Origin of the sequence: Litoribrevibacter euphylliae (genome assembly GCF_042646085.1) — a bacterium.
Lineage (GTDB): Bacteria > Pseudomonadota > Gammaproteobacteria > Pseudomonadales > Litoribrevibacteraceae > Litoribrevibacter > Litoribrevibacter euphylliae.
This window is the reverse complement of the sequence record NZ_JBHRSZ010000004.1, coordinates 382511-403378: the sequence shown is the minus strand read 5'-3', so window position 1 is coordinate 403378 and position 20868 is coordinate 382511. Positions and strand designations below refer to the sequence as shown.

Annotated in this window: 17 protein-coding genes; 7 read left to right on the top strand and 10 right to left on the bottom strand. The window is 44.2% G+C overall.

Annotated elements, in window-relative coordinates; genetic code table 11:
- Positions 1 to 33: 33 nt before the first annotated feature.
- From ACFOEK_RS09330 to thrH, 3 genes are all read right to left on the bottom strand, one after another.
- The gene (locus ACFOEK_RS09330; protein WP_386719587.1) at positions 34 to 2007 is read right to left on the bottom strand and encodes a HAMP domain-containing sensor histidine kinase; all 1974 of its coding nucleotides are present in this window, start codon (positions 2005 to 2007) and stop codon (positions 34 to 36) included.
- The gene (locus ACFOEK_RS09325) at positions 2004 to 2945 is read right to left on the bottom strand and encodes an ABC transporter substrate-binding protein (RefSeq protein ID WP_386719584.1); all 942 of its coding nucleotides are present in this window, start codon (positions 2943 to 2945) and stop codon (positions 2004 to 2006) included. Before ACFOEK_RS09325 ends, ACFOEK_RS09330 begins: the two co-directional genes overlap by 4 nt.
- Before the next feature lie 235 nt (positions 2946 to 3180).
- Positions 3181 to 3798 (bottom strand): bifunctional phosphoserine phosphatase/homoserine phosphotransferase ThrH, encoded by a 618-nt coding sequence (thrH, locus tag ACFOEK_RS09320; RefSeq protein WP_386719581.1) that lies wholly within the window; start codon positions 3796 to 3798, stop codon positions 3181 to 3183.
- 270 nt (positions 3799 to 4068) lie between these two features.
- On the opposite strand from thrH, the gene ACFOEK_RS09315 reads away from it, so the two are divergent.
- Together ACFOEK_RS09315 and ACFOEK_RS09310 are read left to right on the top strand one after the other, a co-directional pair.
- Complete coding sequence (locus ACFOEK_RS09315) at positions 4069 to 4794, top strand: phosphoadenylyl-sulfate reductase (RefSeq protein WP_386719578.1); 726 nt, start codon at positions 4069 to 4071, stop codon at positions 4792 to 4794.
- A 158-nt stretch (positions 4795 to 4952) separates the two neighbouring features.
- The gene (locus tag ACFOEK_RS09310) at positions 4953 to 5291 is read left to right on the top strand and encodes a hypothetical protein (RefSeq protein WP_386719575.1); all 339 of its coding nucleotides are present in this window, start codon (positions 4953 to 4955) and stop codon (positions 5289 to 5291) included.
- Between the two features lie 100 nt (positions 5292 to 5391).
- On the opposite strand, the gene cysB is transcribed toward ACFOEK_RS09310, so the two are convergent.
- Positions 5392 to 6366, bottom strand: a complete 975-nt coding sequence (gene cysB / locus ACFOEK_RS09305) for an HTH-type transcriptional regulator CysB (protein WP_386719572.1) — start codon at positions 6364 to 6366, stop codon at positions 5392 to 5394.
- Between the two features lie 199 nt (positions 6367 to 6565).
- Between cysB and ACFOEK_RS09300 the strand changes: the two genes are divergently transcribed.
- Both ACFOEK_RS09300 and ACFOEK_RS09295 read left to right on the top strand, forming a co-directional pair.
- Entirely contained in the window at positions 6566 to 7351 is a 786-nt protein-coding gene (locus tag ACFOEK_RS09300; protein ID WP_386719569.1) for a sulfite exporter TauE/SafE family protein, read from the top strand.
- 232 nt (positions 7352 to 7583) lie between these two features.
- The gene (locus tag ACFOEK_RS09295; protein WP_386719566.1) at positions 7584 to 8645 is read left to right on the top strand and encodes a 3-deoxy-7-phosphoheptulonate synthase; all 1062 of its coding nucleotides are present in this window, start codon (positions 7584 to 7586) and stop codon (positions 8643 to 8645) included.
- Between the two features lie 64 nt (positions 8646 to 8709).
- Here the strand turns inward: ACFOEK_RS09295 and ACFOEK_RS09290 are convergent, their stop codons facing one another.
- The 4 genes from ACFOEK_RS09290 to ACFOEK_RS09275 all read right to left on the bottom strand — a co-directional run bounded on the left by ACFOEK_RS09290 (position 8710) and on the right by ACFOEK_RS09275 (position 12575).
- Entirely contained in the window at positions 8710 to 9555 is an 846-nt protein-coding gene (locus tag ACFOEK_RS09290) for a peroxiredoxin family protein (protein ID WP_386719563.1), read from the bottom strand.
- Positions 9556 to 9595: 40 nt separating this feature from the next.
- Positions 9596 to 10168: a TetR/AcrR family transcriptional regulator gene (locus ACFOEK_RS09285; RefSeq protein ID WP_386719560.1), complete on the bottom strand. Its 573-nt coding sequence runs from the start codon at positions 10166 to 10168 to the stop codon at positions 9596 to 9598.
- 126 nt (positions 10169 to 10294) lie between these two features.
- Positions 10295 to 11449, bottom strand: a complete 1155-nt coding sequence (chrA, locus tag ACFOEK_RS09280; RefSeq protein WP_386719558.1) for a chromate efflux transporter — start codon at positions 11447 to 11449, stop codon at positions 10295 to 10297.
- A gap of 127 nt (positions 11450 to 11576) precedes the next feature.
- Positions 11577 to 12575 (bottom strand): adenosine deaminase, encoded by a 999-nt coding sequence (locus ACFOEK_RS09275; protein ID WP_386719555.1) that lies wholly within the window; start codon positions 12573 to 12575, stop codon positions 11577 to 11579.
- Positions 12576 to 12784: 209 nt separating this feature from the next.
- Here ACFOEK_RS09275 and ACFOEK_RS09270 point away from each other — a divergent pair, with 209 nt between their 5' ends.
- Genes ACFOEK_RS09270 through ACFOEK_RS09260 form a run of 3 tightly spaced genes read left to right on the top strand, consistent with a single transcriptional unit; the run spans position 12785 to position 16467 of the window.
- On the top strand, positions 12785 to 15226 hold the full coding sequence (locus tag ACFOEK_RS09270; RefSeq protein WP_386719552.1) for a CHAT domain-containing protein: 2442 nt from the start codon (positions 12785 to 12787) through the stop codon (positions 15224 to 15226).
- On the top strand, positions 15226 to 15795 hold the full coding sequence (locus tag ACFOEK_RS09265) for a hypothetical protein (protein WP_386719549.1): 570 nt from the start codon (positions 15226 to 15228) through the stop codon (positions 15793 to 15795). Before ACFOEK_RS09270 ends, ACFOEK_RS09265 begins: the two co-directional genes overlap by 1 nt.
- Positions 15796 to 15804: 9 nt before the next feature.
- The gene (locus tag ACFOEK_RS09260; RefSeq protein WP_386719546.1) at positions 15805 to 16467 is read left to right on the top strand and encodes an alpha/beta hydrolase; all 663 of its coding nucleotides are present in this window, start codon (positions 15805 to 15807) and stop codon (positions 16465 to 16467) included.
- A 10-nt stretch (positions 16468 to 16477) separates the two neighbouring features.
- On the opposite strand, the gene ACFOEK_RS09255 is transcribed toward ACFOEK_RS09260, so the two are convergent.
- The gene (locus ACFOEK_RS09255; protein ID WP_386719543.1) at positions 16478 to 17470 is read right to left on the bottom strand and encodes a response regulator; all 993 of its coding nucleotides are present in this window, start codon (positions 17468 to 17470) and stop codon (positions 16478 to 16480) included.
- Between the two features lie 2 nt (positions 17471 to 17472).
- Positions 17473 to 20793: an MHYT domain-containing protein gene (locus ACFOEK_RS09250; RefSeq protein ID WP_386719540.1), complete on the bottom strand. Its 3321-nt coding sequence runs from the start codon at positions 20791 to 20793 to the stop codon at positions 17473 to 17475.
- Between the last annotated feature and the right edge of the window lie 75 nt (positions 20794 to 20868).

The following is a 20868-nucleotide window of genomic DNA, read 5'->3' as shown; positions in this document are numbered from 1 at the left end:
AGAAACGTCTGGATAGAACGAATATTTAAACACCTATTCATCTACATCATCGTCAAACACCATAGGGACTTCCAACACAAACCTAGCGCCCTCTCGATATTCCTTGTCTAAATAGATACGCCCTTTTAAGTCCTTTTCTACAATGCTCTTGATCAAGTACAGCCCCATACCACTGCCAACGTCTTCTGCGCGCGTGGTAAAGAAGGGTTCGAAAATACGATCCACAATTTTTTCTGGGACACCCGCCCCGTTATCTTCAAAGTCGATCACTACAAAACTCTTATCACCCACGTCTTTTATACGTGCAGTAATGGTGATTTCACCTTGCTTCATATTCCTAAAACCATGAATTACAGAGTTATTAATCAGATTCGTTATCACCTGATCAAATGGCCCGGGGTAGTTATCAATATGGAGCGTTTGAGGAATATGGACCCGAATAGAATGGTTATGCTTTTTAAGCACGTTGTGTAAGGTAGTTATCACCTCATGGACGGATTTCTCAACTGAGAAATTCCTTCGCCGCATGCTAGTCTGATCTACCGCTACTTGTTTAAAGCTACCCATTAGTTCACTGGCACGGGCACAGTTTTTTTGAAGGATATCCGTAGCAAACTCACAACTGTTTAGGAACTCCGATAAGTCTGATTTCTTAACGCAGCCGGTTTCCACCAAACTTTTGAACTGCTCAAGATGCTCTTGGAGGGTCGATGCAACGGTCACATTATTGCCTAAAGGCGTATTCACTTCATGAGTCACACCGGCAACCAAAGTTCCTAACTCTGCCATTTTCTGAGAGTTAACCAGCTGCTCCATGGCTTCGCCTTTCTCTTTGTTGGCGGCAAGCAGCTCTTGCGTGCGTTCTTCTACTCGTCGTTCCAATTGCTCATTCAACTCCAACAAAGCCAATTCGGCTTTTTCTTTGTCCTTATTCTTTTGCTCCATCTCGACAACGCTTGCCAAAATGGTGTCTTTCATCCGTTTAATGGATTCCGCCATACGCCGAAGTTCGAGGCCTCCCACCAAAGGGACATCTTGATCTGTTCGACCTGAGGCAATCTGTTTCGCAGCGTCTTCTACTTTAAGAATAGGGATCACTAAATACGTCGCCAAACCAATCGATCCGGCAAGAGTAATGAGAAAAATGATGCCAATATCAATCAGCCATTGAAAAAAACTTTGATCGATATATGCGGTGTAATCGGCCGATGGCAAAGTAATTTCTATCATCCAGGGAATGCTGGATAACGACGTTCGAATGACCCTGACTTTTTGATTCTCTTCATTCAACACCCAGGTGGGTGCAGGAACAGGCTCCAACTCTGCTACGGATTGAGCAGAACCGATTAAGTGAGGATTGTTCAGGTTCGCCAATACGTTGTGTTTTGAGTCAAACACCTTGGCCTGAAAGGTGGTTTTCTTCAATGCCTTGCTCAGCATCAACTGTACTCGGCTCGGATCAATCCTTAAACGTAACAGACCGATCGCCTCACCTTGCCCGTTCTTAATGGGTACCGATGCATAAAGCGCATAGCCTTGGACATCTTGAACCAGGTGCTTACTGAAATAGCCATGATAGGTTTTAACGCCTTCTCGATAATATGGGTAATAGGACTCTATGTCGTGATAGAGAGTGGCAGAGGTATCGATCAAATTCATGCCGTCTATATTCAGCAAGGCGGCAGAGTTAACGAAAATCGAATCCTTAATAATGACGTTTCGTAGCATCTCATGGACATTATTCAGGTATTCACTTCGATAATCATCGTCCCCTTCCAGAAAACGCCGGAAACTTGGAATATGACTGTCGGCCCATAGCACTTCCAGTGTGTTCTGGATGTAGCCATCGAACAGATTACTTAGGTTGTTATTAGCAAGAATCAATGAGTTATCTTTGGAGGCAATAAACTCCTCCGCTGCCTGCTGTTGCATTTGATATGTCATAAATGCAATCGGGGTGAAGGTAACTAAAACCAGTAAGAGCGTTAACTGGAGTTTCAGCGTCATTGCAAAAACTCCGAGGCCAAAATAGATGGAGCAGCAGGTGTTCTGATCACACCGGCACGCGCATAAAATTCATTATAAGTTTTTAAGACGTTAGGGAGGCCCTGCTCTGACGTTGCATCATTGAAAGTAGCAACATTCGCCTCTCGATCAAGTAAACGAATTCCCTCCAAGGTGATACTCGTTACCCTTTGTCCAGTCGCTTCAGCAATAAGTTGATTCCCTTCCTGATAATGAGTTAACCACCAGTTTTGAGCTTTAAACCAAACATCAAGAAAGATCTTCACCGCTTCAGGTTTCGAACGACGAAACTCACCGGATACAGCCACTGTATCCGGTATTAAACCTGGGGTGTCCGCACTGGAAAAAATGATATTGGCACCTTTTTCTATGGCTTGCCCCACATACGGGCTCCAAGTATGCCCGACATCAAGTCCCCCTGAATCAAGCAGGTCAGGCACTTTGGAGGCATCGACATTAACGAGATTCACCTCATTAACCTTTACCCCTTGAAGATCCAACATACGTCGAATAAGAAGCTCTCCAAATCCACCCAAGTTAGTTCCAATGCGCTTGCCTTTTAAATCTGACAGTACCTCCTTGTTCATGGACAACACCGCATCACCACCCGCCGATTCATCGGTGACCAGAATCACAGCAATGTCCGGCATCTGTCGGGTAACCAAGATAGCATCACCAAATGCGACTGCGACCGCATCAATACTGCCAGCCGAGAAAAGAGCCAACATCTTGTCGGTATTTCCAGGAAGATCGAGTTTCAAGTTCAGGCCTGCGTCTTTAAACCAACCCTTCTCTTTAGCGATAATGGCCGGGTAATAACCGGGCCAGAGGTCGATAGACAAGCGCATGGAGTAAGAAGCGTCTTGTGGAGCCGAGTCAGATGAAACGGGTTCCTCTTTTGAACATCCGATAAGGAGCATGAAAACTAGAACTAAAGCTAAGTGCATCAGCGCATAACAATAATCAGAAAAAAACGCCCTAGTTTTAATTCCAACCATAGTTTCCTCGCACAAAGGATCTAAACCTTGTATTTAGACTAGTACAAAGAACTCACTCTGAGCACGGAAAATATGATCAATTGTTGGAGTAAAACGAAAAAGCCCGGCACAAGATAGGCTCTTGTGCCGGGCTTTGATTTGAAGAAGAGAGGTAAAGTTAAAGCGTCAGTTCACGTTCACTTGCTTTAATGAACTCTTTTTTCAAGTCTTCATAAGTATGAACTGCCGGGAATTGCGGGAATTCATCAATCACGTTCTGTGGTGCATGGAACAGAATACCTGCATCCGCTTGAGCAAGCATAGTGGTGTCGTTGTATGAATCACCCGCAGCAATCGTACGATAATAAATGGTCTTAAGCGCAAAGATAGATTGACGCTTAGGATCTTTTTGACGCAGGTGGTAGTTTACAACACGCCCTTTTTCATCTGTTTCAAGCTTATGACAGAACAAGGTTGGGAAACCAAGCTGACGCATCAAAGGCTGAGCGAACTCATAGAAAGTATCAGAAAGAATGATCACCTGAAAACGTTCACGTAACCAATCCACAAACTCAACAGCACCTGGCAGTGGCTCAAGTGTTGCAATCACTTCTTGAATGTCAGGAAGACCATAACCATGCTCATCCAAAATACGTAAACGTTGCTTCATTAATACATCGTAATCAGGAATATCACGAGTTGTCGCCTTTAACTCTTCGATCCCAGTTTTTTCAGCAAATGCGATCCAAATTTCAGGGATCAGTACCCCTTCCAGGTCAAGACATGCGATTTCCACGTAATACTCCTATAAAAGACAAAGATTAAACTTCTTGATCGTCGTTGAGGCTAAATTACTTAAGTCTAAATCACTTAATAAAGGTCTTAGCAATTTGCCCAATAAAATGATGGCGAAACTGTAACGAGTTATTCCATAAAGAGCAATGCTAATTCATAACCGTTATTTCGACTTGTTATAACGTTCTGGTATTCTACGCAAAATTAGTGATAACAAAGAGAAATTGGCCATGTATCGGGCTAATTTTTATAAAAAAGACCGGATTAGAAAATGAGTGAATTAAACGTTCAGCAATTAGCGCTTGAGTACGATAATGCCTCGCCTCGTAAGATTTTGGAGTTGGCATTGGAAAACATCGACAACATTGCCGTCTCATTCAGTGGCGCAGAAGATGTTGTGTTAATCGATATCGCCCGTAAAGTGCGTAAAGACATCCGAGTATTTTCTCTCGACACCGGACGTCTTCACCCTGAAACCTATGAATTTATCGATCGCGTTCGTAAACATTACGGCATCGACATCGAAATCATGACGCCGGATTCAGAGCTGCTTCAGCCATTTGTTCAAGAAAAAGGCCTGTTCAGCTTCTTTGAGGACGGTCATAACGAATGCTGTGGCATCCGTAAAATTGAACCACTGAAACGCAAATTAGCGACGTTGGACGGTTGGATTACAGGTCAACGTAAAGACCAAAGCCCTACCCGATCGGATGTACCTGTGATTCAACACGATCATACGTTCTCAGGCCCTGGAAAGAACCTAATCAAGTTCAACCCACTATCCAACTGGACTTCAGAACAAGTGTGGGATTACATCCACATGTTTGATGTACCGTACAACAAGCTTCACGAGCAAGGCTTTACCAGCATCGGTTGTCAGCCATGTACACGTCCTGTTTTGCCAAACCAACACGAGCGTGAAGGTCGTTGGTGGTGGGAAGAAGCGACTCATAAAGAATGCGGCCTGCACGCCGCGAACATTGAGTCTAAGTCATAGTCTGACGTAGAGCTTCAAGACGGAAGGCGGGGTCACCGCCTTCTACTTCTATATTTCCCATTAATATTTCCCTTCACTCCCTACCTTTAGCTCGGCCGACTTGTTAAAATGGCGCTTTCAGTAAACGCCCAATTAATACGTATAAGCCTGCTGACCTCATGAAGATCACCCTAGTTCGAAAAATCAAAGAAGATGGTACTGACTGCCAAAAGTGTCAGGATGTCATTGACCAAATGGCGAAACATGACCAATTAAAGTTTCTCGATCGCATCGTAGATGCCGATGAACGAGACGAAACCAGCGAAGGTTTCATGTTGGCAACCAAATACAACGTATCCCGTGCTCCGTTCTTTCTTGTGGAATACCCTGATGGCAGCCATCAAATCTTCACGGTATACCTAAAGTTTGTTAAAGAAGTACTGGAGCAAGACACAGATAAGAAAGCCGAACTGCAAGATACGCTGACCTCCATGACGGATGATCTCGACTTTTTATAAAAAAAGAATCAACCGCTCTCAGGAACGCTCTCTCTAACGAAAAAAGCCAGAGCTATTTAGCTCTGGCTTTTTTCGTAAACGACGATTTTTTTCCATTCACTTAATAAACAGGCAACTCAACACCCTCAAATAACGCATCCACCTCACCTTTGGTCGTACAGCTGATAGCGGCATCAATTCGCTCACGAGTTAAATGCGGCGCAAATGACTCAATGAAATCATACATATAACCACGAATATACGTCCCTTTACGGAACCCTATTTTAGTCACGCTCGATTTAAATAGATGACTAGCATCCAACGCCACCAAATCGGGATCGACTTGAGGATCAATCGCCATGTGCGCAACAATCCCAACGCCTAAGCCCAAACGTACATAGGTTTTAATGACATCAGCATCCGCTGCAGTAAAGACAACCTTTGGCTGAAGGTTTTCACTTTCAAAGGCTTCATCAAGCTTAGAACGTCCGGTAAAGCCAAATACATAGGTAACAATCGGGAAATCCGCCACATCCTTCAAGGTGAGTTGCTCTTTCTTCGCTAACGGATGGTCTTTCGGCACCACGATAGAACGATTCCAGCGATAACAAGGCATCATCACCAGATCGTTAAAGAGAGAAAGTGCTTCAGTAGCAATGGCAAAGTCGACGGTACCATCCGCCGCCATTTCCGAAATTTGCATTGGCGTTCCCTGATGCATATGTAAAGACACATCAGGAAATCGTTTAATAAAGTCACTAATAACCGGAGGAAGCGCATAACGCGCTTGAGTATGAGTGGTTCCTATGGCCAAACTGCCTTTTCGCTCATCGCTGAATTCGAGAGCGACTTGTTTGATGCTTTCGACTTTTCTAAGGACTTCACCGGCAACTTTGATAATTTCTTCACCAGCGGGGGTGATATGAGTTAGGTGCTTTCCGCTTCGGGAAAAAATTTCGACCCCTAATTCATCTTCTAATAACCGAATTTGTTTACTGATACCTGGCTGAGATGTATACAAGCTTTGAGCAGTAGCCGAGACATTAAGATCATGGTGCGCAACTTCCCAGATATAGCGCAACTGCTGTAGCTTCATAAACCCTCCAGGTTAATCTTTATTGAAAAATTGAATAATTGTTCAATGATGACTGTACGGCTTGTGACCGCTACAATAGTTCAAAGTTCAATTTGATTATAAAAATATAAGTAAATATTCTTTTTCAGAATAGATAGAAAGCTATAAATTTACCAGCTAGTTTCGAATTATTATTGGCTATTCATATTAGACCATTTAAATGGACATACTTCTTTATATTTTAGCGGGCGCAGCTGTCGGCCTAGCCGTGGGTATTACCGGCGTAGGTGGTGGCTCTTTAATGACCCCATTACTCCTTCTTTTTGGATTCCCACCCCATGTGGCAGTTGGAACAGATCTTATGTACGCCTCCATCACAAAAGCTGGTGGAGCATTAGCACACCACAAACAACGCACTATTCGCTGGCGACTGATGGGGTTAATGGCGGCAGGCAGTCTTCCAGCAGCAGGCGTCACAATTTTCTTATTGCACAATTATTTTGGTGACCCAGAAAGTTACAATCACCTGTTAACAACCAGCCTTGGCTTCATGTTGATTCTGACGTCAGGTGTAATTCTTCTTAAAAGTCGCTTGCGTAAGAACATCGCTCAAGAAATTGTTGCCCAACAAGATCTCGTCACTACGCGTAAACAAGATGTTTTGACTTTTGCGATGGGCGTATCACTGGGCGTACTCGTAACCCTGTCTTCCGTAGGTGCTGGCGCAATTGCGGCGGCAGTACTGATGATTCTTTACCCCAAATTAGCATCTATTAAAATTGTAGGGACCGACTTAGCGCATGCTGTTCCACTGACGTTGATTGCAGGGCTCGGCCACATGTTCCTAGGGAATGTCGACTTCCTACTATTAGGCAGTCTTTTGATTGGTTCTTTACCTGCGATTATGCTGGGCACCAAGCTCGGTGCGAACATACCGGATAAAGTATTGCACCCTATCTTGGCGTCTGTACTGATGCTTATCGGCGCTAAATACGCTTTTTTCTAAACTCAGTTTGAGCCACTCGATCTTCATTCCTATGTTGTGAATGTCAGGTGTGGCTCAAATCGTGTGTACAAGCTTCTGAGATTAATCAATAAAACCGTAATCCTTAAGGTTTAGTATTCACACTCACAAAAATTGAGTCCATAATGTTTGGCCTACAGGATTTACGCCACGTAGCGCACACTCATAAACCTGACATTAACACAGTGCGCTCGAAGGATATCAGGAAATAAAAATGACAGAGCAGTTAGAAAACGTAAATGTGGAATCTTCAGAGTTATTAATTACACCGCACGGTTTGAAAAAAGACGTGCCTATTTCAGAAGCCGCTGCAAAGGCTGTTGCTGAAGGTCGCCACACTATTCAAAACATTCTTGATCGTAAGGACCATCGTTTATTTTTGGTATTAGGCCCTTGCTCGATTCACGATATTGATGCAGCAAAAGAATACGCAGAGCGTTTAAAAGTTCTTGCTGAAGAAGTAAAAGATACACTGTATTTGGTGATGCGAGTTTACTTCGAAAAACCACGTACAACAGTAGGCTGGAAAGGTCTGATCAATGACCCACATCTGGATGACACCTTCAAAATTGACGAGGGTCTTCACATTGGTCGTCAGCTTTTGTGTGACTTAGCGGATATGGGCTTGCCTTTGGCAACTGAAGCACTTGATCCGATTTCTCCTCAGTACCTACAAGACCTTATTTCTTGGTCTGCAATTGGTGCTCGTACAACGGAATCACAAACTCACCGTGAAATGTCCAGTGGCCTTTCAATGCCAGTTGGCTTCAAGAATGGTACTGATGGTGGTTTGGAAGTAGCAATCAACGCCCTTCAGTCGGTTGCGCACCCTCATTCATTCCTGGGTATTAACCAGACAGGTCAGGTTTCTATCGTAAGAACAAAAGGCAACAAATACGGCCACGTTGTACTTCGTGGTGGTAACGGTAAGCCAAATTACGATTCAGTAAGCGTTGCTCAATCTGAACAAGCACTTGAGAAAGCGGGTGTTACTCAAAACATCATGGTTGATTGCAGCCACGCTAACTCGAATAAACAACCAGAGCTTCAACCTTTGGTTATGGAAAACGTTGCTAATCAGATTCTTGAAGGCAACAAATCCATCGTTGGTCTAATGATTGAAAGCCACCTGAATTGGGGCGCTCAAAAGATCTCCGACAACATGGAATACGGTGTATCCATCACCGACGCATGTATTGACTGGGCAACCACTGAAAAGTCAGTACGTGATATGGCAGAAAAACTGAAAGACGTACTTCCAGCACGTAACAACTAATCGCTGGCTTGTATGATCTTTCAAAAAACGGATGCTTCGGCATCCGTTTTTGTTTCCGTCTAATTTAAGCTAACCCCATCCCCTGAAACACTTTGATGAACTCCTCTGGTTCAGGTCTCACACGATAGTTATCGGTCAAATCACTGTAAACCAACGTCCCTTCTCTATCCGTAATCAGCACAGTAGGTCGTACAGTATCAGAATCATACCCCAACGCTTCAAGCCCCGATGGCGCTCCAGCGTCTGCTTTTATTCCGAAAGCTTCAGCGGTTTTAAGTTCTTTATCTACCAAAAACCTAAATGGAACATTAAACCGATTTGCGAGGGATTGAGTATTCCTCTCAGGTTGCGGACTCACTAAGCAGACATCCACACCCATGGCATTCAATTGGGAATACATCGCTGAAATCTCTTTCACTTGCGCCACACATAAAGGACACCAGTTGCCACGATAGAAGATCATCAAGGTTGGCTTGCGTGATAGCTCTGATCGAGTAACGGTTTCACCAGCAGGCGAATACAAAGAGAACTCTGGTAACGGCTTCCCAATGACTAAGGCTTGGCTTGTTGCACCACCAAAACTGGAATACCAGAAAAGATACAAGCTCCATCCTAGCCAACCGATTGCCGCGAGAACAATCGCCAAGGTGTTTGCCTCCAGAACGCTCTGATACGCAACCGACACACCTAAAATGACCGTTGGAATGGTCCATTTAGGGAGTAACGCAGAAGTTCGAGCGGGTTTCCCAAGAAATAAGAGTCCAAAAAACGATAAACCTATGATGTGCAAAATCGCGGTTAACAGCATTGCTTTGGAGTCAGAACCCAAATAGCTGTAGAGCGAGAACGCACTGATCAATGTTAAGTAGGTACAGTAACCAGAAATAAAGAGCGATTTGAGTTTTTGCATGATTCCTTTTTCCTATTATTCTTGTTCGAAAGTTCAGTAGTTAATGGGCCTTTAGAAGAGTTTCTAAAAGACATAACAAATCATTTACCAGCATTTTGTTGTCACCCCCTTCCCTTTGTCGAATCCTAGAGCCTCTAACCTGAGTAGCCATTAATGCGGCGTAAGTACGAGCCAGGGTTTGATCCTGGAAATGAGCATCAAACAACGACCGAAATCCATCCTCCATTCTTTGGAGTGCATGATTTACGATCTCTTTCACGTCCCCCAGTACGCGATCGTCCTCGCATAAGGTATTCACCAGATAACACCCCGTTGGTAACGAGCCGTGCTCTGAAAACGATAACCGAATGAACTTCTCTGCCCGTTCGCCTGGCGATAAAGCATCGTTGAATAACGTCAGTTCAAGCAGTTGTTCTTCTTTACTATGGAACAACTCCAGTGTGCGCTTAAACAATGCATCTTTATCGCCGATGGCATTGTAGAGCGTCCCTCGGCTGATCCCCATTTCATCCAGCAATTCCTGAATTGAGCTGGCACTATAACCGTGCCGCCAGAAATAGATCATCGCCTTAGAAAGCACTTGTTGCTCATTAAATTTTTGAGGTCTAGCCATGGTGTACATTGATCTACAGTTTTGGAACATTTGTTCCATAATAATAAATCGTGCGGATAACACAACGAAAAAAGCGACAACCAGTCACCCAATTGTCGCTTTTAAAAAATCTTTAAGATTTAGTGGCTAAAGAAACAAACCACCAGCCAGAGCAGTAACAATGACCACGCCCCAAATAGGTAATCGAGCCACACTTAATGCAGTCCAAACTAAAATCACAACAGCCATATCAGCCGCATTCAACACCGCGCTGGAAAACACGGGCTGATACAAAGCTGCAACGAGCAAGCCGACTGTAGCAGCAACAATCCCCTGAACACTTCCGGCCAAATAACCATTAGACTTCAATTTTGGCCATACCGACAAGGTGGCGATGATCAGTAACCAACCCGGTAAAAAGATTGCCGCAGTGGCAATCAAAGCATTCACCCAGCTATCATCCACAACAAATCCAAGATAGCTGGCAATGGTAAACATCGGGCCAGGCACCGCTTGCGCTAAGCTATAGGCTGTCAAAAATTGATCCTGACTAATTTGGCTGGAAATCAGTGGTTCCGCTTGCAACATAGGTAATACCACATGCCCGCCACCAAAGACCAAACCGCCAGCACGATAGAAGGTATCAAAGACGGCAAGAGAAGCACTGTCGATACTCGTTACTAAGAATGGAAGACCGAATAACAGACCACCAAAGAGTAAAAACAGCGGCAAGGTCAGGAATCCAGACCGTTTTGTTAATGCCTCGACATTCGCGGTTCCTTGCCTTAACGCCATGGCACCGACAATGCCGGCCAGAGCAATCGCCGATAGTTGGCTTACTAAGCCAGGCATCAGTAACATAGCTACCGCCGTCAAAATCGTTATCGAGAATTTCAGTCGAGTTATGCAGATCTTCTTTGCCATTCCCCAAACGGCATCAGCCACCACCGCTACGGCTAAAAGCTTCATCGCATGAAGCACTCCATCAACCCAGCTTAAATTAGCGGTGTGTTGAAGTAAGAACGCAGCTGCGATCATTAACATCACAGAAGGCAAGGTAAAGCCAATGAAGGCAATCAAACTTCCTATAATCCCGGCTTGTCGATAGCCAATGGCCATTCCCACTTGCGAGCTCGCTGGGCCGGGAAGGAAATGACATAACGCGAGAAGTTCTGTGTATTCAGCTTCAGAAAACCATTTGCGTTCAGTCACAAATTCACGATGAAAATACCCTAAATGGGCAACGGGGCCACCGAAGGAAGTGCATCCAAGGCGAAGAAAAATTAGAAAAAGGGAAAACATGTACTGCCTTCTATTATCTGTCGAGTCCATGAATAAAAGGCAGAGGGTACAAGAATGAGATGACAAAACAAATCATTTCATCACCTCGGAACAGACTGGCAACGTCAGTCTGAACAACTACAAATGACTAAGACAGCTTTTGAAGCATTTCCGCTTTTCTCTGTTCATTCGCAAAACTGGCTTCGATACTGTTTTTAACTAAACTCACCGCTTGAGTTTCGGTTAGATTCAAAGCATCTGCCAACGCCACAAAATTCTCGGTCATATAGCCACCGAAATAGGCAGGATCATCCGAGTTCACTGTCACGCAAACGCCGTCTTCCAACATAGTCAGAATATTGTGCTCAGACATATCATCAAACACGCAAAGTTTAGTGTTAGATAACGGGCACACCGTCAACGGCATACGGGTTTCAGCAAGGTGTGACATCAGTTTCGCATCATCGATGGAACGCACCCCGTGATCAACACGTGATACTTTGAGATCATTAATCGCAGTCCACACATATTCAGCAGGCCCCTCTTCTCCCGCATGCGCAACGGTCTTTAATCCAAGTTCACGCGCTTTAGCAAATACGCGACTGAACTTTTCAGGAGGATGTCCTTGTTCAGAGCTGTCCAGACCCACGCCGATAATCACGTCCAAATACGCTTCAGCCATTTCCAGGGTTTCGAATGCCTCCTCTTCTGAGAGGTGACGCAAGAAGCACATGATTAACTCACTGGAAATCCCAAGCTTCTCCTGACCATCTTTCAAGGCTCGAATGATGCCGTTAAGAACGGTTCTAAAGGCCACGCCTCGATCAGTGTGAGTTTGTGGATCAAAGAAAGGCTCCACATGCATTACATTCTGTTCTTTGCATTTGGTGAGATAAGCCCACGTCAAATCGTAGAAATCTTGCTCATGAATTAGGACATTTGCACCTTGGTAATAGATGTCCAAGAAATCTTGTAGGTTACTGAATTCATAAGCAGCTCTGACTTCTTCTACGCTCTTAAACGGTAATTCGACGTTGTTTCGTTGCGCAAGAGCAAACATCAACTCAGGTTCTAAGCTGCCCTCTAAGTGCAGATGTAACTCTACTTTTGGTAATTGATTTAGCCACTCATGGGACGCCTTTGACATGCTCTTCTCCTCCAACCGATTATATTTCTGACTTATTAGTCAGATTTTAACGTAATTCGAGTAAGAACTCCTGAGAAAACTTGTTTCAATATTTGCTCATCTCCTCTATTGACTTACCTTAGCCTACATAGAAGTATTTGTGTTCTATTAACGCTTCTTGATGAAGGATAATCACTCAAGAGAATCATAGACGGGCCCCAGGGACATTTATGAAACCTATTAAACAACTATTCACTCTCAGCCTAGCGATCCTTCTAACCACCCCAACGTTCGGAAATGTTAAAGGCGTGTTCTACACCACGGACAAATCCTTGCCAGAATTATTGGAGATGTTGAATGATCCTGCTGAAGTCCAAGCAGCCAAAGACTACGAGCCCGACTTTCTAACCTTGTGCGAGCTTTACTTAAACAGCAATCGCTTCAGTGATTTTTTCCAATGCATTGAAGAACTAGAAGGCTCCCAATTCCGATATACCTTAATGAAGCCCTATGGACTTCAAGCGGTTTATAATGGGTCAGTAAGCTATGGAACCGGCAACCTCGCATTTTGGCAATTTTCAAAACCCAAATCCAAACGGTTAAAAGCTGAAGCGTTTTATCGCTTGAACGACTTTGATCAAGCTTTCAAATTTGGCAAGCAAGCACTGGATCAATACATTGCATTAGCAGGCGGTCTCGAAACGCTTAAAAGCACCTCGGTAAATTTCACCACAGGTTCTTCCTGGGCTGGCGATATTGTCATTACCGCAGGAATCACGGCACTTTCCGCGTTACAACTGGGAAAAGAAAACGAAGCAACAAACGCAATTCATATTCTAAAGCAACTTCACTCTGATCTTCCTCTGGGCAGTCAAATGCTCGGCCAGGATGAATTAAAAGATTCTTACCTTCGAATGATTAGTCTCTACAAAGGTAACATTCAAAATCTTGAGTACATTGATTTAGAAGGCAGAGAACTCAACTCTTACTTAATGGCCGGTGGCATTATCACTGCCAATATTGCTTACCTCGCCACAGCCATTATTACCAAGTCAGGAGGCAGTGGCTTTGACTCTCTCGGACAAACACTGGACTATGCCGTTAGACTCATTGATGAAGCCGAAGTAACTGATGCCAATCGGCTAAGAATTCATCTACAGAACGCTCGACTGGCCGTGCTCAAGCAAGACCACCAAACAGCGTTTGAACAGTTCTCAGAGATTCTTGATCACCCTGAAATATCTAAATTGCCCGAGCTAAGATGGGTCACACTATTTGAACGAGGAAGATTTCAGGTAGCCTTGAATAACCTAGAGTCCGCAGAAAGTGACCTTAATCAAGCGCTCTCAATCATTGAAAGTACGCGCGGCAACCTGTCGTCAGAATCGATGAAAATCGGCTTTACCGGAAGTAAAACCCAAGTCTATCAAACACTGATTCAGCTCCTTATTAAGCAAAAACGCCATAACGAAGCCTTTCATATTGCCGAGCGCTCACGAGCCCGAACCATGATTGACATGCTGGCCGATGAAGAACTTCAAAACCGCCCGATCCATCTAACGTCGATTGCACATGATGCCCCCATCCCAACGATAACTAAAGACAATCGACAGCGTGGTCTAAAACGTAAGGTCAGCACTATCAAATCATCAAACCCTAACGCAGCATCATTATTAGCGGTTGATCTTTCAACGTTTGATAACCTGACATCCCTTCTGCACAGAAACGAAAGCTTGGTTGAATACGTCAAGCTAGGCCAAGAGTGGTATGCCTTCATCGTCACCAACAGCAAAGTAAAAGCCGTTTCACTGGGTTCTGTTGAAGTTAAGTCAAATGTACAAGCACTACGTGAAAGCATTCAAGATTTTAACAACTCTCATTATCAAGACAGAGCAAATGTTCTTTATCAAACAATCTGGGCACCAATAGAAAAGTACATTCAAACTCAGGACGTTGTCTTAGTCTTGGACGATGCACTGCACTATCTTCCTTTTACTGCGTTGTTTGATGGTGAAAACTATCTGGTGGAAAATTATCGCAGCATTCGTCAGTTACCAAGTCTTGCCGTTAGTCGATTTATCCGTTCAAAATCCTCCAGAAATGAATCGCTGCTCGTGCTCGGCAATCCAACTCAAGATTTACCTGGCGCGGAATCCGAAGCAATGAGTGTTGCTCAACTGTATAGAAATAAGAAACTGTTACTTCAGGGTTCGGCCAAAAAATCAGCGCTCCTTAAAGATGCTGATCAATACAAATATTTGCACGTTGCTTCACATGGTGTTTATACCCCGGAAGCACCGCTTGCTTCTTACCTTCTACTTGCCGGAGATAATGGGCAGGCATCGAAGCTCACCGTTGCGGATCTATATCAGACCAAACTCAACAATGATCTTGTGGTATTAAGTGGCTGTGAAACCGGACTCAATGAAATTGCCAATGGCAATGATTTACTCGGCTTCACTCGCGGCTTTTTGTTTGCAGGCAGTCGGTCAATTATCTCATCACTTTGGCTAGTGGATGACCGTGCCACCGAAGAACTCATGACTCAGTTTCACAAAAACCTGAAACGTATGAAAACGGGTGAAGCACTCAATCAGGCTCAACGTGCATTGCTAAAAGAAAATCCACACCCTTATTACTGGGCCGCTTTCCAACAAACAGGAGCAAACTAATGCGTTTCACATCGACTACCGTGATTATAGCCTTAGTGCTTCTACTTAACGGGTGTGGCATTAATTTCAAACATTACGAAACTGGATTCGAAATCAATCCCCAAGAAACATGGAAAAAACGATTAATCTGGGTGGATGAGCCGAAGTTCAGTAACTTCCTACAGAATGAGATATCTCAGGATTATCGTTTCCTGCTAAATCAACAAATCCATTTAAACCTTATTGAAGAAATTAATCAGAAAACCAGCTTTACCGCCGTATCTAATCCGCATCAAAAATCCATGGCCGACTACCAGCTGTATCTGACATTAAGCGATTTTTCGATGAGTGCAAACTCCTCACTGGGTGCCAGTAGCGCCGCAATTAGTTGCAGTTATGGCGCCGTGTTGCAGGTAAAAAACCAAAAACAAGAAACCATCTTTAACGATGCAGTGAGTCAATCTGCCGAGTACATCAATCCAGACGCTTACGAACACCTATATCTGCCGAAATCCCAAGACAAGTGTTTTCTAGCTAGAAGCCAAGTGATGGAATCACTACTCAATAATTTTCTAAAGACGATCCATTAAGAGATAGCCATGAATTATCTGCCCGCAATAGAAATAAACCCAACCACACCGGCCACGGCATCCGTGATCTGGCTACACGGCCTAGGCGCCGATGGTAATGATTTTGCGCCCATCGTGCCTGAACTGAAGTTGCCGGAAGAACTGGCTGTTCGCTTTATCTTTCCTCATGCCCCCAGCATTCCCGTTACCATCAATGGTGGTTTCGTGATGCCTGCGTGGTATGACATTCTGGAAATGAACATCGAACGCAAAGTGGATGAAAAACAGTTATTAGCTTCGTCCGATGAGATTGAAAAACTCATCGAACGGGAAATTGAGCGCGGAGTCCCTTCAGAACGCATTATCTTGATTGGCTTCTCTCAAGGCGGTGCGGTGGCCTATCAAACCGCCCTCAGTTATCAGAAGCCACTAGCTGGGTTACTTGCTTTGTCGACCTATTTTGCGACAGAAGATTCGATTCAATTGAGTAACGTTAACAAACACCTTCCGATCTTTATTCAGCATGGCTTACAAGATCCCGTAGTGCTTGATCAGTTAGGTCGAAAAGCCCATAAGACACTTAACGAACTGGGCTATCCGTGCCAGTACCAAGGCTATGCAATGGAACACAACGTATGTATGGAGCAAATCCAAGACATTCGGGAAATTCTGATTCAGCTTCTTTCACAGTGAACGTGTTCGCTTAATCTGCCCATCTCTCTCTGATTTCCAGAATGGCAGGCAACTGCTCTTCGAGTAACTCAATGAGCTTTGGTTCGAAGTGCTTACCACTTTGAGATTTCATAAAGCTCATGGTTTCGTCAATGGACCAAGGCTCTTTATAAGGACGTTTACTGGTTAAAGCATCGAAGACATCCGCTACGGCGACAATACGTCCTTCCAGCGGAATGTCTTCACCAGAGAGTTTATTGGGGTAACCGCTGCCATCCCACTTTTCATGATGTGTCAGCGCTACCGACTTAGCGAGTTTTAGCAAATCTGAATCTACTTCACCTAAGATATCTGCACCAATTTGCGGATGGGTTTTCATCACATCAAACTCTTCATCGGTGAGCTTACCGGGTTTAAGCATGATGCTGTCGGGAATACCAATTTTACCAATGTCATGCATAGGGGCGGCCTGTAATAAGCTTTCAGCCTGTTCTTCCGTCAGACCATACGCTTTCCCCAATACCTTAGAGAAATGACTCATTCGCATGACATGCATGCCGGTTTCGTTGTCTTTAAACTCTGCGGCCTTCCCTAAACGTTGAATAATCTGAAGACGCGTCCGCATTAACTCGTCCGACTGCACTAACGACAGATGAGTCTTCACTCGCGCTTTAACAATGGCTGCAGAAATAGGTTTGGTAATGTAGTCAACACAGCCACTTTCAAACCCAGTCGCTTCGTCGTGCTCGGCATCCAAGGCCGTAACAAAAATAACGGGAATGCTTTGCGTTATCGCCTTCGCTTTAAGCTGCTTACACACCTCGTAGCCCGTCATGTCTGGCATCATGATATCCAGTAGAATCAAAGAAGGTTGCTCTTCTTCGGCCAAACGAAGAGCTTCCTGCCCATTTTTGGCAAAGACCAATTGATAATCCGAACTGAGAATTTGCCGCAGCAAACGAAGATTGGCCGGTTCATCATCTACGATCAAAAGGGTGGCTTTATTCTTGATGAAGGTTTCCATAGCTACTTATCCTCTGAATCTCGTAGTGTGCCTTTTAATTTAAGCAGTAATTCATGTGCGGTATGGAATTCAAAATCATCTAACGCCTGAATAATGCTTTTTATCTGTTCATGATATGCGCCATACGTTACCTGGTTTAGTACCGCCATATGTTCTTCTTCATAACTGTTGTGCTCCACTGACGCCAACAATCCATCAACCACAAATAAAAGTTCTTGTTGTGATGGTCCATCAGTCAATTCAATTTCTTCGGAGTCATCACTACGCATATCTGAAATAAAGCGTTGTATGTGGGTCAAAGTAAGATTCAACTCATTAATCAGTACCGATGCCCCATTTAATTCAGCCTGTTCTAGCGCTTCGAATAATCGCATCCACTGCATCAAACCTAGGTTACCACTGACACCTTTAAGACTGTGCGCCAACAAAGCAATTTGTTTGCGTTGCTGTTGGTCAACAAAGCTCCGAAACTTAGCCTCATGAACCTCCCACTGATCAATGAATTTAGCCAACTCCTGAAGATAGCGATCTTTATCTCCCCAAAGCTCAATGGCACCTAGCTCATCGATTTGTGCATAGTGTTGGGGTTGAATCGCCGGTTCGAAATCTTCTGATGTGAACCTCAGTACTCGTGCAATCTCGTGACTCAATAACTCAAAGTTCACCGGTTTACTGGTAAAGCCGTCCATTCCTGCATCTTTTGCGGCGATTCTGTCGTGTTCCTGAACACTGGCCGTCAGGGCAATAATTGGCATGTAAGGGAGTTTTTCATTTTTCTCCTGATGCCTGCGTGTTCTTGCTGCAGAAATACCATCCATTGTCGGCATTTGAAGATCCATTAATGTAATATCGATACCCGGTTTTTTCATGCGCAACAACGCTTGTTTACCATCTCGAGCTGTCATCACTTTATGGCCAGCTCGCGTCAGTAAAATCTCCAACATTTCAAGATTCTGCTCAATATCATCCACCACCAAGATAGTTAATGCCGGAATTTCAGTTGGCGAATAGATGATTTCAGAAATTGTTTCAGCCTCCGTACATTTCAGCGGCAAGGTAAAGGTGAAAGTAGTACCAATGTTCAAGGTACTCTCAACATGAATTTCTCCTCCCATTAACTCTACTAACTGCTTGCTGATGGTAGTACCCAAACCAGTACCACCAAAACGTCGACTCATGGATTCATCCGCCTGAGCAAAAGGATCAAACACTGTCTCAACTTGCTCTTCCGACATACCGATTCCCGTGTCAGAAATTTCAAAACGGATAAAGTCTTCAGTGGTTGGTGCAACCTTTACGGTCACAAACCCTTTCTCGGTAAATTTAACGGCATTGCCAACCAAGTTTGTCAGTACCTGTCGAATGCGTTCAGGGGCACCTAAGTAATAACGAACAAGATCCGTTGAAATCTCAGTTTCAATAGCAATACCCTTTTCCTGAGCCTGTAGCCACAATGTAGAGATCACAGTGTCAACTTCATCGGTCAGCGAGAATGCACGGTTTTCAAGCTCAAGTTTACCTTTATCTAATTTGGCACTGTCGAGAATATCGTTTAAAAGGTGCAGTAATGATTTAGCCGAACGGTTAATGGTTGCGAGCTGGCTGGTTTGAGTAGAGTCTAAGTTCGACTCCAGTAAGATATCACTGAAACCAATAATCGAATTCATCGGCGTGCGAATTTCGTGACTCATATTTGCCAAAAACGATGCTCTGGCTGCGGCCGCCTGCTCAGCTGCAACTTTGGCCTTCACTAAGTCCTGTTCCATGTTCTTGCGTTCGGTGATGTCCATGATGAAGCCATCAATCCATATTTCACCCGTAAATTCATCCGTAACGTAGTTGCCATGCTCAAATAACCAACGAACCTCATTGTTATGATTAAGAATACGGTATTCCATAGCAAATGTAGGGGGTGTAGCATTTCCGTTTACCATATCAGCATCGTCTGGATGATAGAGTTCGGAAAAATAACGCTTGGGGTTTGGCAAAATAAAGTCGGATGCAGGATAGCCCGTGATGTGTTCGACCCCATCACTGATAAATACCATAGGCCACCCTTCAGTCTCCTTACATCGATAAGCAATGCCAGGAATGTTGCCAATCAAAGACCGAAATTTTGCCTCTTTCTCTTTGATCTGATGCTCCATCTCAACACGTTGAGTTAGATCAGAAATAAAGCCAACGAAGAAGTGATCCGCACCTTGTTTAACGTGTCCAATCCCCAGCCTAACAGGAACTGAATGCCCATCTTTATGAATAGCAGTTACTTCCCGCCCAATCCCGATGATCTTCGCTTCTCTCGTTTTCAGGTACGTATCAATGTAACCGTCGTGATGAGATTTCAAAGAATCAGGGATAATCTTAATGACATTCTGACCGATGAGATCCTCTGGTGACCAGCCCAATATCTTCTCAACCGCTTGATTCACACCTTCCACTATGCCTTGATGATTAATGGTGATGATTGCGTCTACCGCTGTCTCCATCATGGCTCGCAAGCGTTCTTCACTTTCCTTGGCCTGTCGAGAGATGTCCCGATACTTAAGTAACACGGTAACGCCTAATACCGAACTGATAATAAAGAAGATCGTCAGGAAAACGCCGTAGGCTAAATACGTAGATACTTCACCATTAGCATGATTCATCTCCATACCTGGAGTTTCGATGAATCTTGCTGCGGCCATTCCTGTATAGTGCATGCTCGAAATAGCTGCCCCCATCACGATACTGGCTAAGAAGTTGATACTGAGAAACTTAGGAAGTTTTGATTCAAGTTTGGTAAGACCAAAGCGAATACCCAGGGCAATCATCGCTAAAACAACTGCAACGATAATTGATACGATGAACATAGGCAGGTCATATCTCAGCAAGGGCATCATTTCCATCGCTTCCATGCCCAGGTAATGCATGGAACCAATACCTGCACCTACCAGTACGCCGCCAAGAAAAATATCTTTAAATGAAATGGATGGCCGAATAATCAAATTCAACGCGATCCAGGAAGCCAATACCCCAGGCACCATAGAAATTGCAGTGATCGCCCAATCGTATTCCACCGAAGTACATAAATCGAAAGCCAACATGCCCACAAAGTGCATGGACCAAATGCCTCCACCCAATGCTAAACTGCCCGCCAGTAACACCAATTGTCTGGTGTGCCTCGCCGTTTCGTGAGCTACTTGCGTCGCTACCTGAAAGCCCATAAAAGATGCAAAAATAGCAATAGCAACGGATAAGAAAACCAGTACCGGATCATAGGTTCCAGCTTCAATAAGCTTGTCTTCCGGGTAAGTAAACATGGTGATAAACCAGTCGTTAAACACTGAAAAAATCCTTATTCATAACATTTCTCGTAACGCTTTTTTAACGTTTTCATCAGAGCTTTAGGATAAATGCCT

Excerpts from the sequence above, each read along its gene's own strand:
- ACFOEK_RS09310 (WP_386719575.1), top strand. The coding sequence starts at position 4,953 with ATGAAGATCACCCTAGTTCGAAAAATCAAAGAAGATGGTACTGACTGC.
- ACFOEK_RS09290 (WP_386719563.1), bottom strand. The coding sequence starts at position 9,555 with ATGCAAAAACTCAAATCGCTCTTTATTTCTGGTTACTGTACCTACTTA.
- ACFOEK_RS09260 (WP_386719546.1), top strand. The coding sequence starts at position 15,805 with ATGAATTATCTGCCCGCAATAGAAATAAACCCAACCACACCGGCCACG.
- ACFOEK_RS09265 (WP_386719549.1), top strand. The coding sequence starts at position 15,226 with ATGCGTTTCACATCGACTACCGTGATTATAGCCTTAGTGCTTCTACTT.
- ACFOEK_RS09295 (WP_386719566.1), top strand. The coding sequence starts at position 7,584 with ATGACAGAGCAGTTAGAAAACGTAAATGTGGAATCTTCAGAGTTATTA.
- ACFOEK_RS09255 (WP_386719543.1), bottom strand. The coding sequence starts at position 17,470 with ATGGAAACCTTCATCAAGAATAAAGCCACCCTTTTGATCGTAGATGAT.
- ACFOEK_RS09275 (WP_386719555.1), bottom strand. The coding sequence starts at position 12,575 with ATGTCAAAGGCGTCCCATGAGTGGCTAAATCAATTACCAAAAGTAGAG.
- ACFOEK_RS09330 (WP_386719587.1), bottom strand. The coding sequence starts at position 2,007 with ATGACGCTGAAACTCCAGTTAACGCTCTTACTGGTTTTAGTTACCTTC.
- ACFOEK_RS09300 (WP_386719569.1), top strand. The coding sequence starts at position 6,566 with ATGGACATACTTCTTTATATTTTAGCGGGCGCAGCTGTCGGCCTAGCC.
- ACFOEK_RS09285 (WP_386719560.1), bottom strand. The coding sequence starts at position 10,168 with ATGGCTAGACCTCAAAAATTTAATGAGCAACAAGTGCTTTCTAAGGCG.
- ACFOEK_RS09315 (WP_386719578.1), top strand. The coding sequence starts at position 4,069 with ATGAGTGAATTAAACGTTCAGCAATTAGCGCTTGAGTACGATAATGCC.
- cysB (WP_386719572.1), bottom strand. The coding sequence starts at position 6,366 with ATGAAGCTACAGCAGTTGCGCTATATCTGGGAAGTTGCGCACCATGAT.
- chrA (WP_386719558.1), bottom strand. The coding sequence starts at position 11,449 with ATGTTTTCCCTTTTTCTAATTTTTCTTCGCCTTGGATGCACTTCCTTC.
- ACFOEK_RS09325 (WP_386719584.1), bottom strand. The coding sequence starts at position 2,945 with ATGCTCCTTATCGGATGTTCAAAAGAGGAACCCGTTTCATCTGACTCG.
- ACFOEK_RS09270 (WP_386719552.1), top strand. The coding sequence starts at position 12,785 with ATGAAACCTATTAAACAACTATTCACTCTCAGCCTAGCGATCCTTCTA.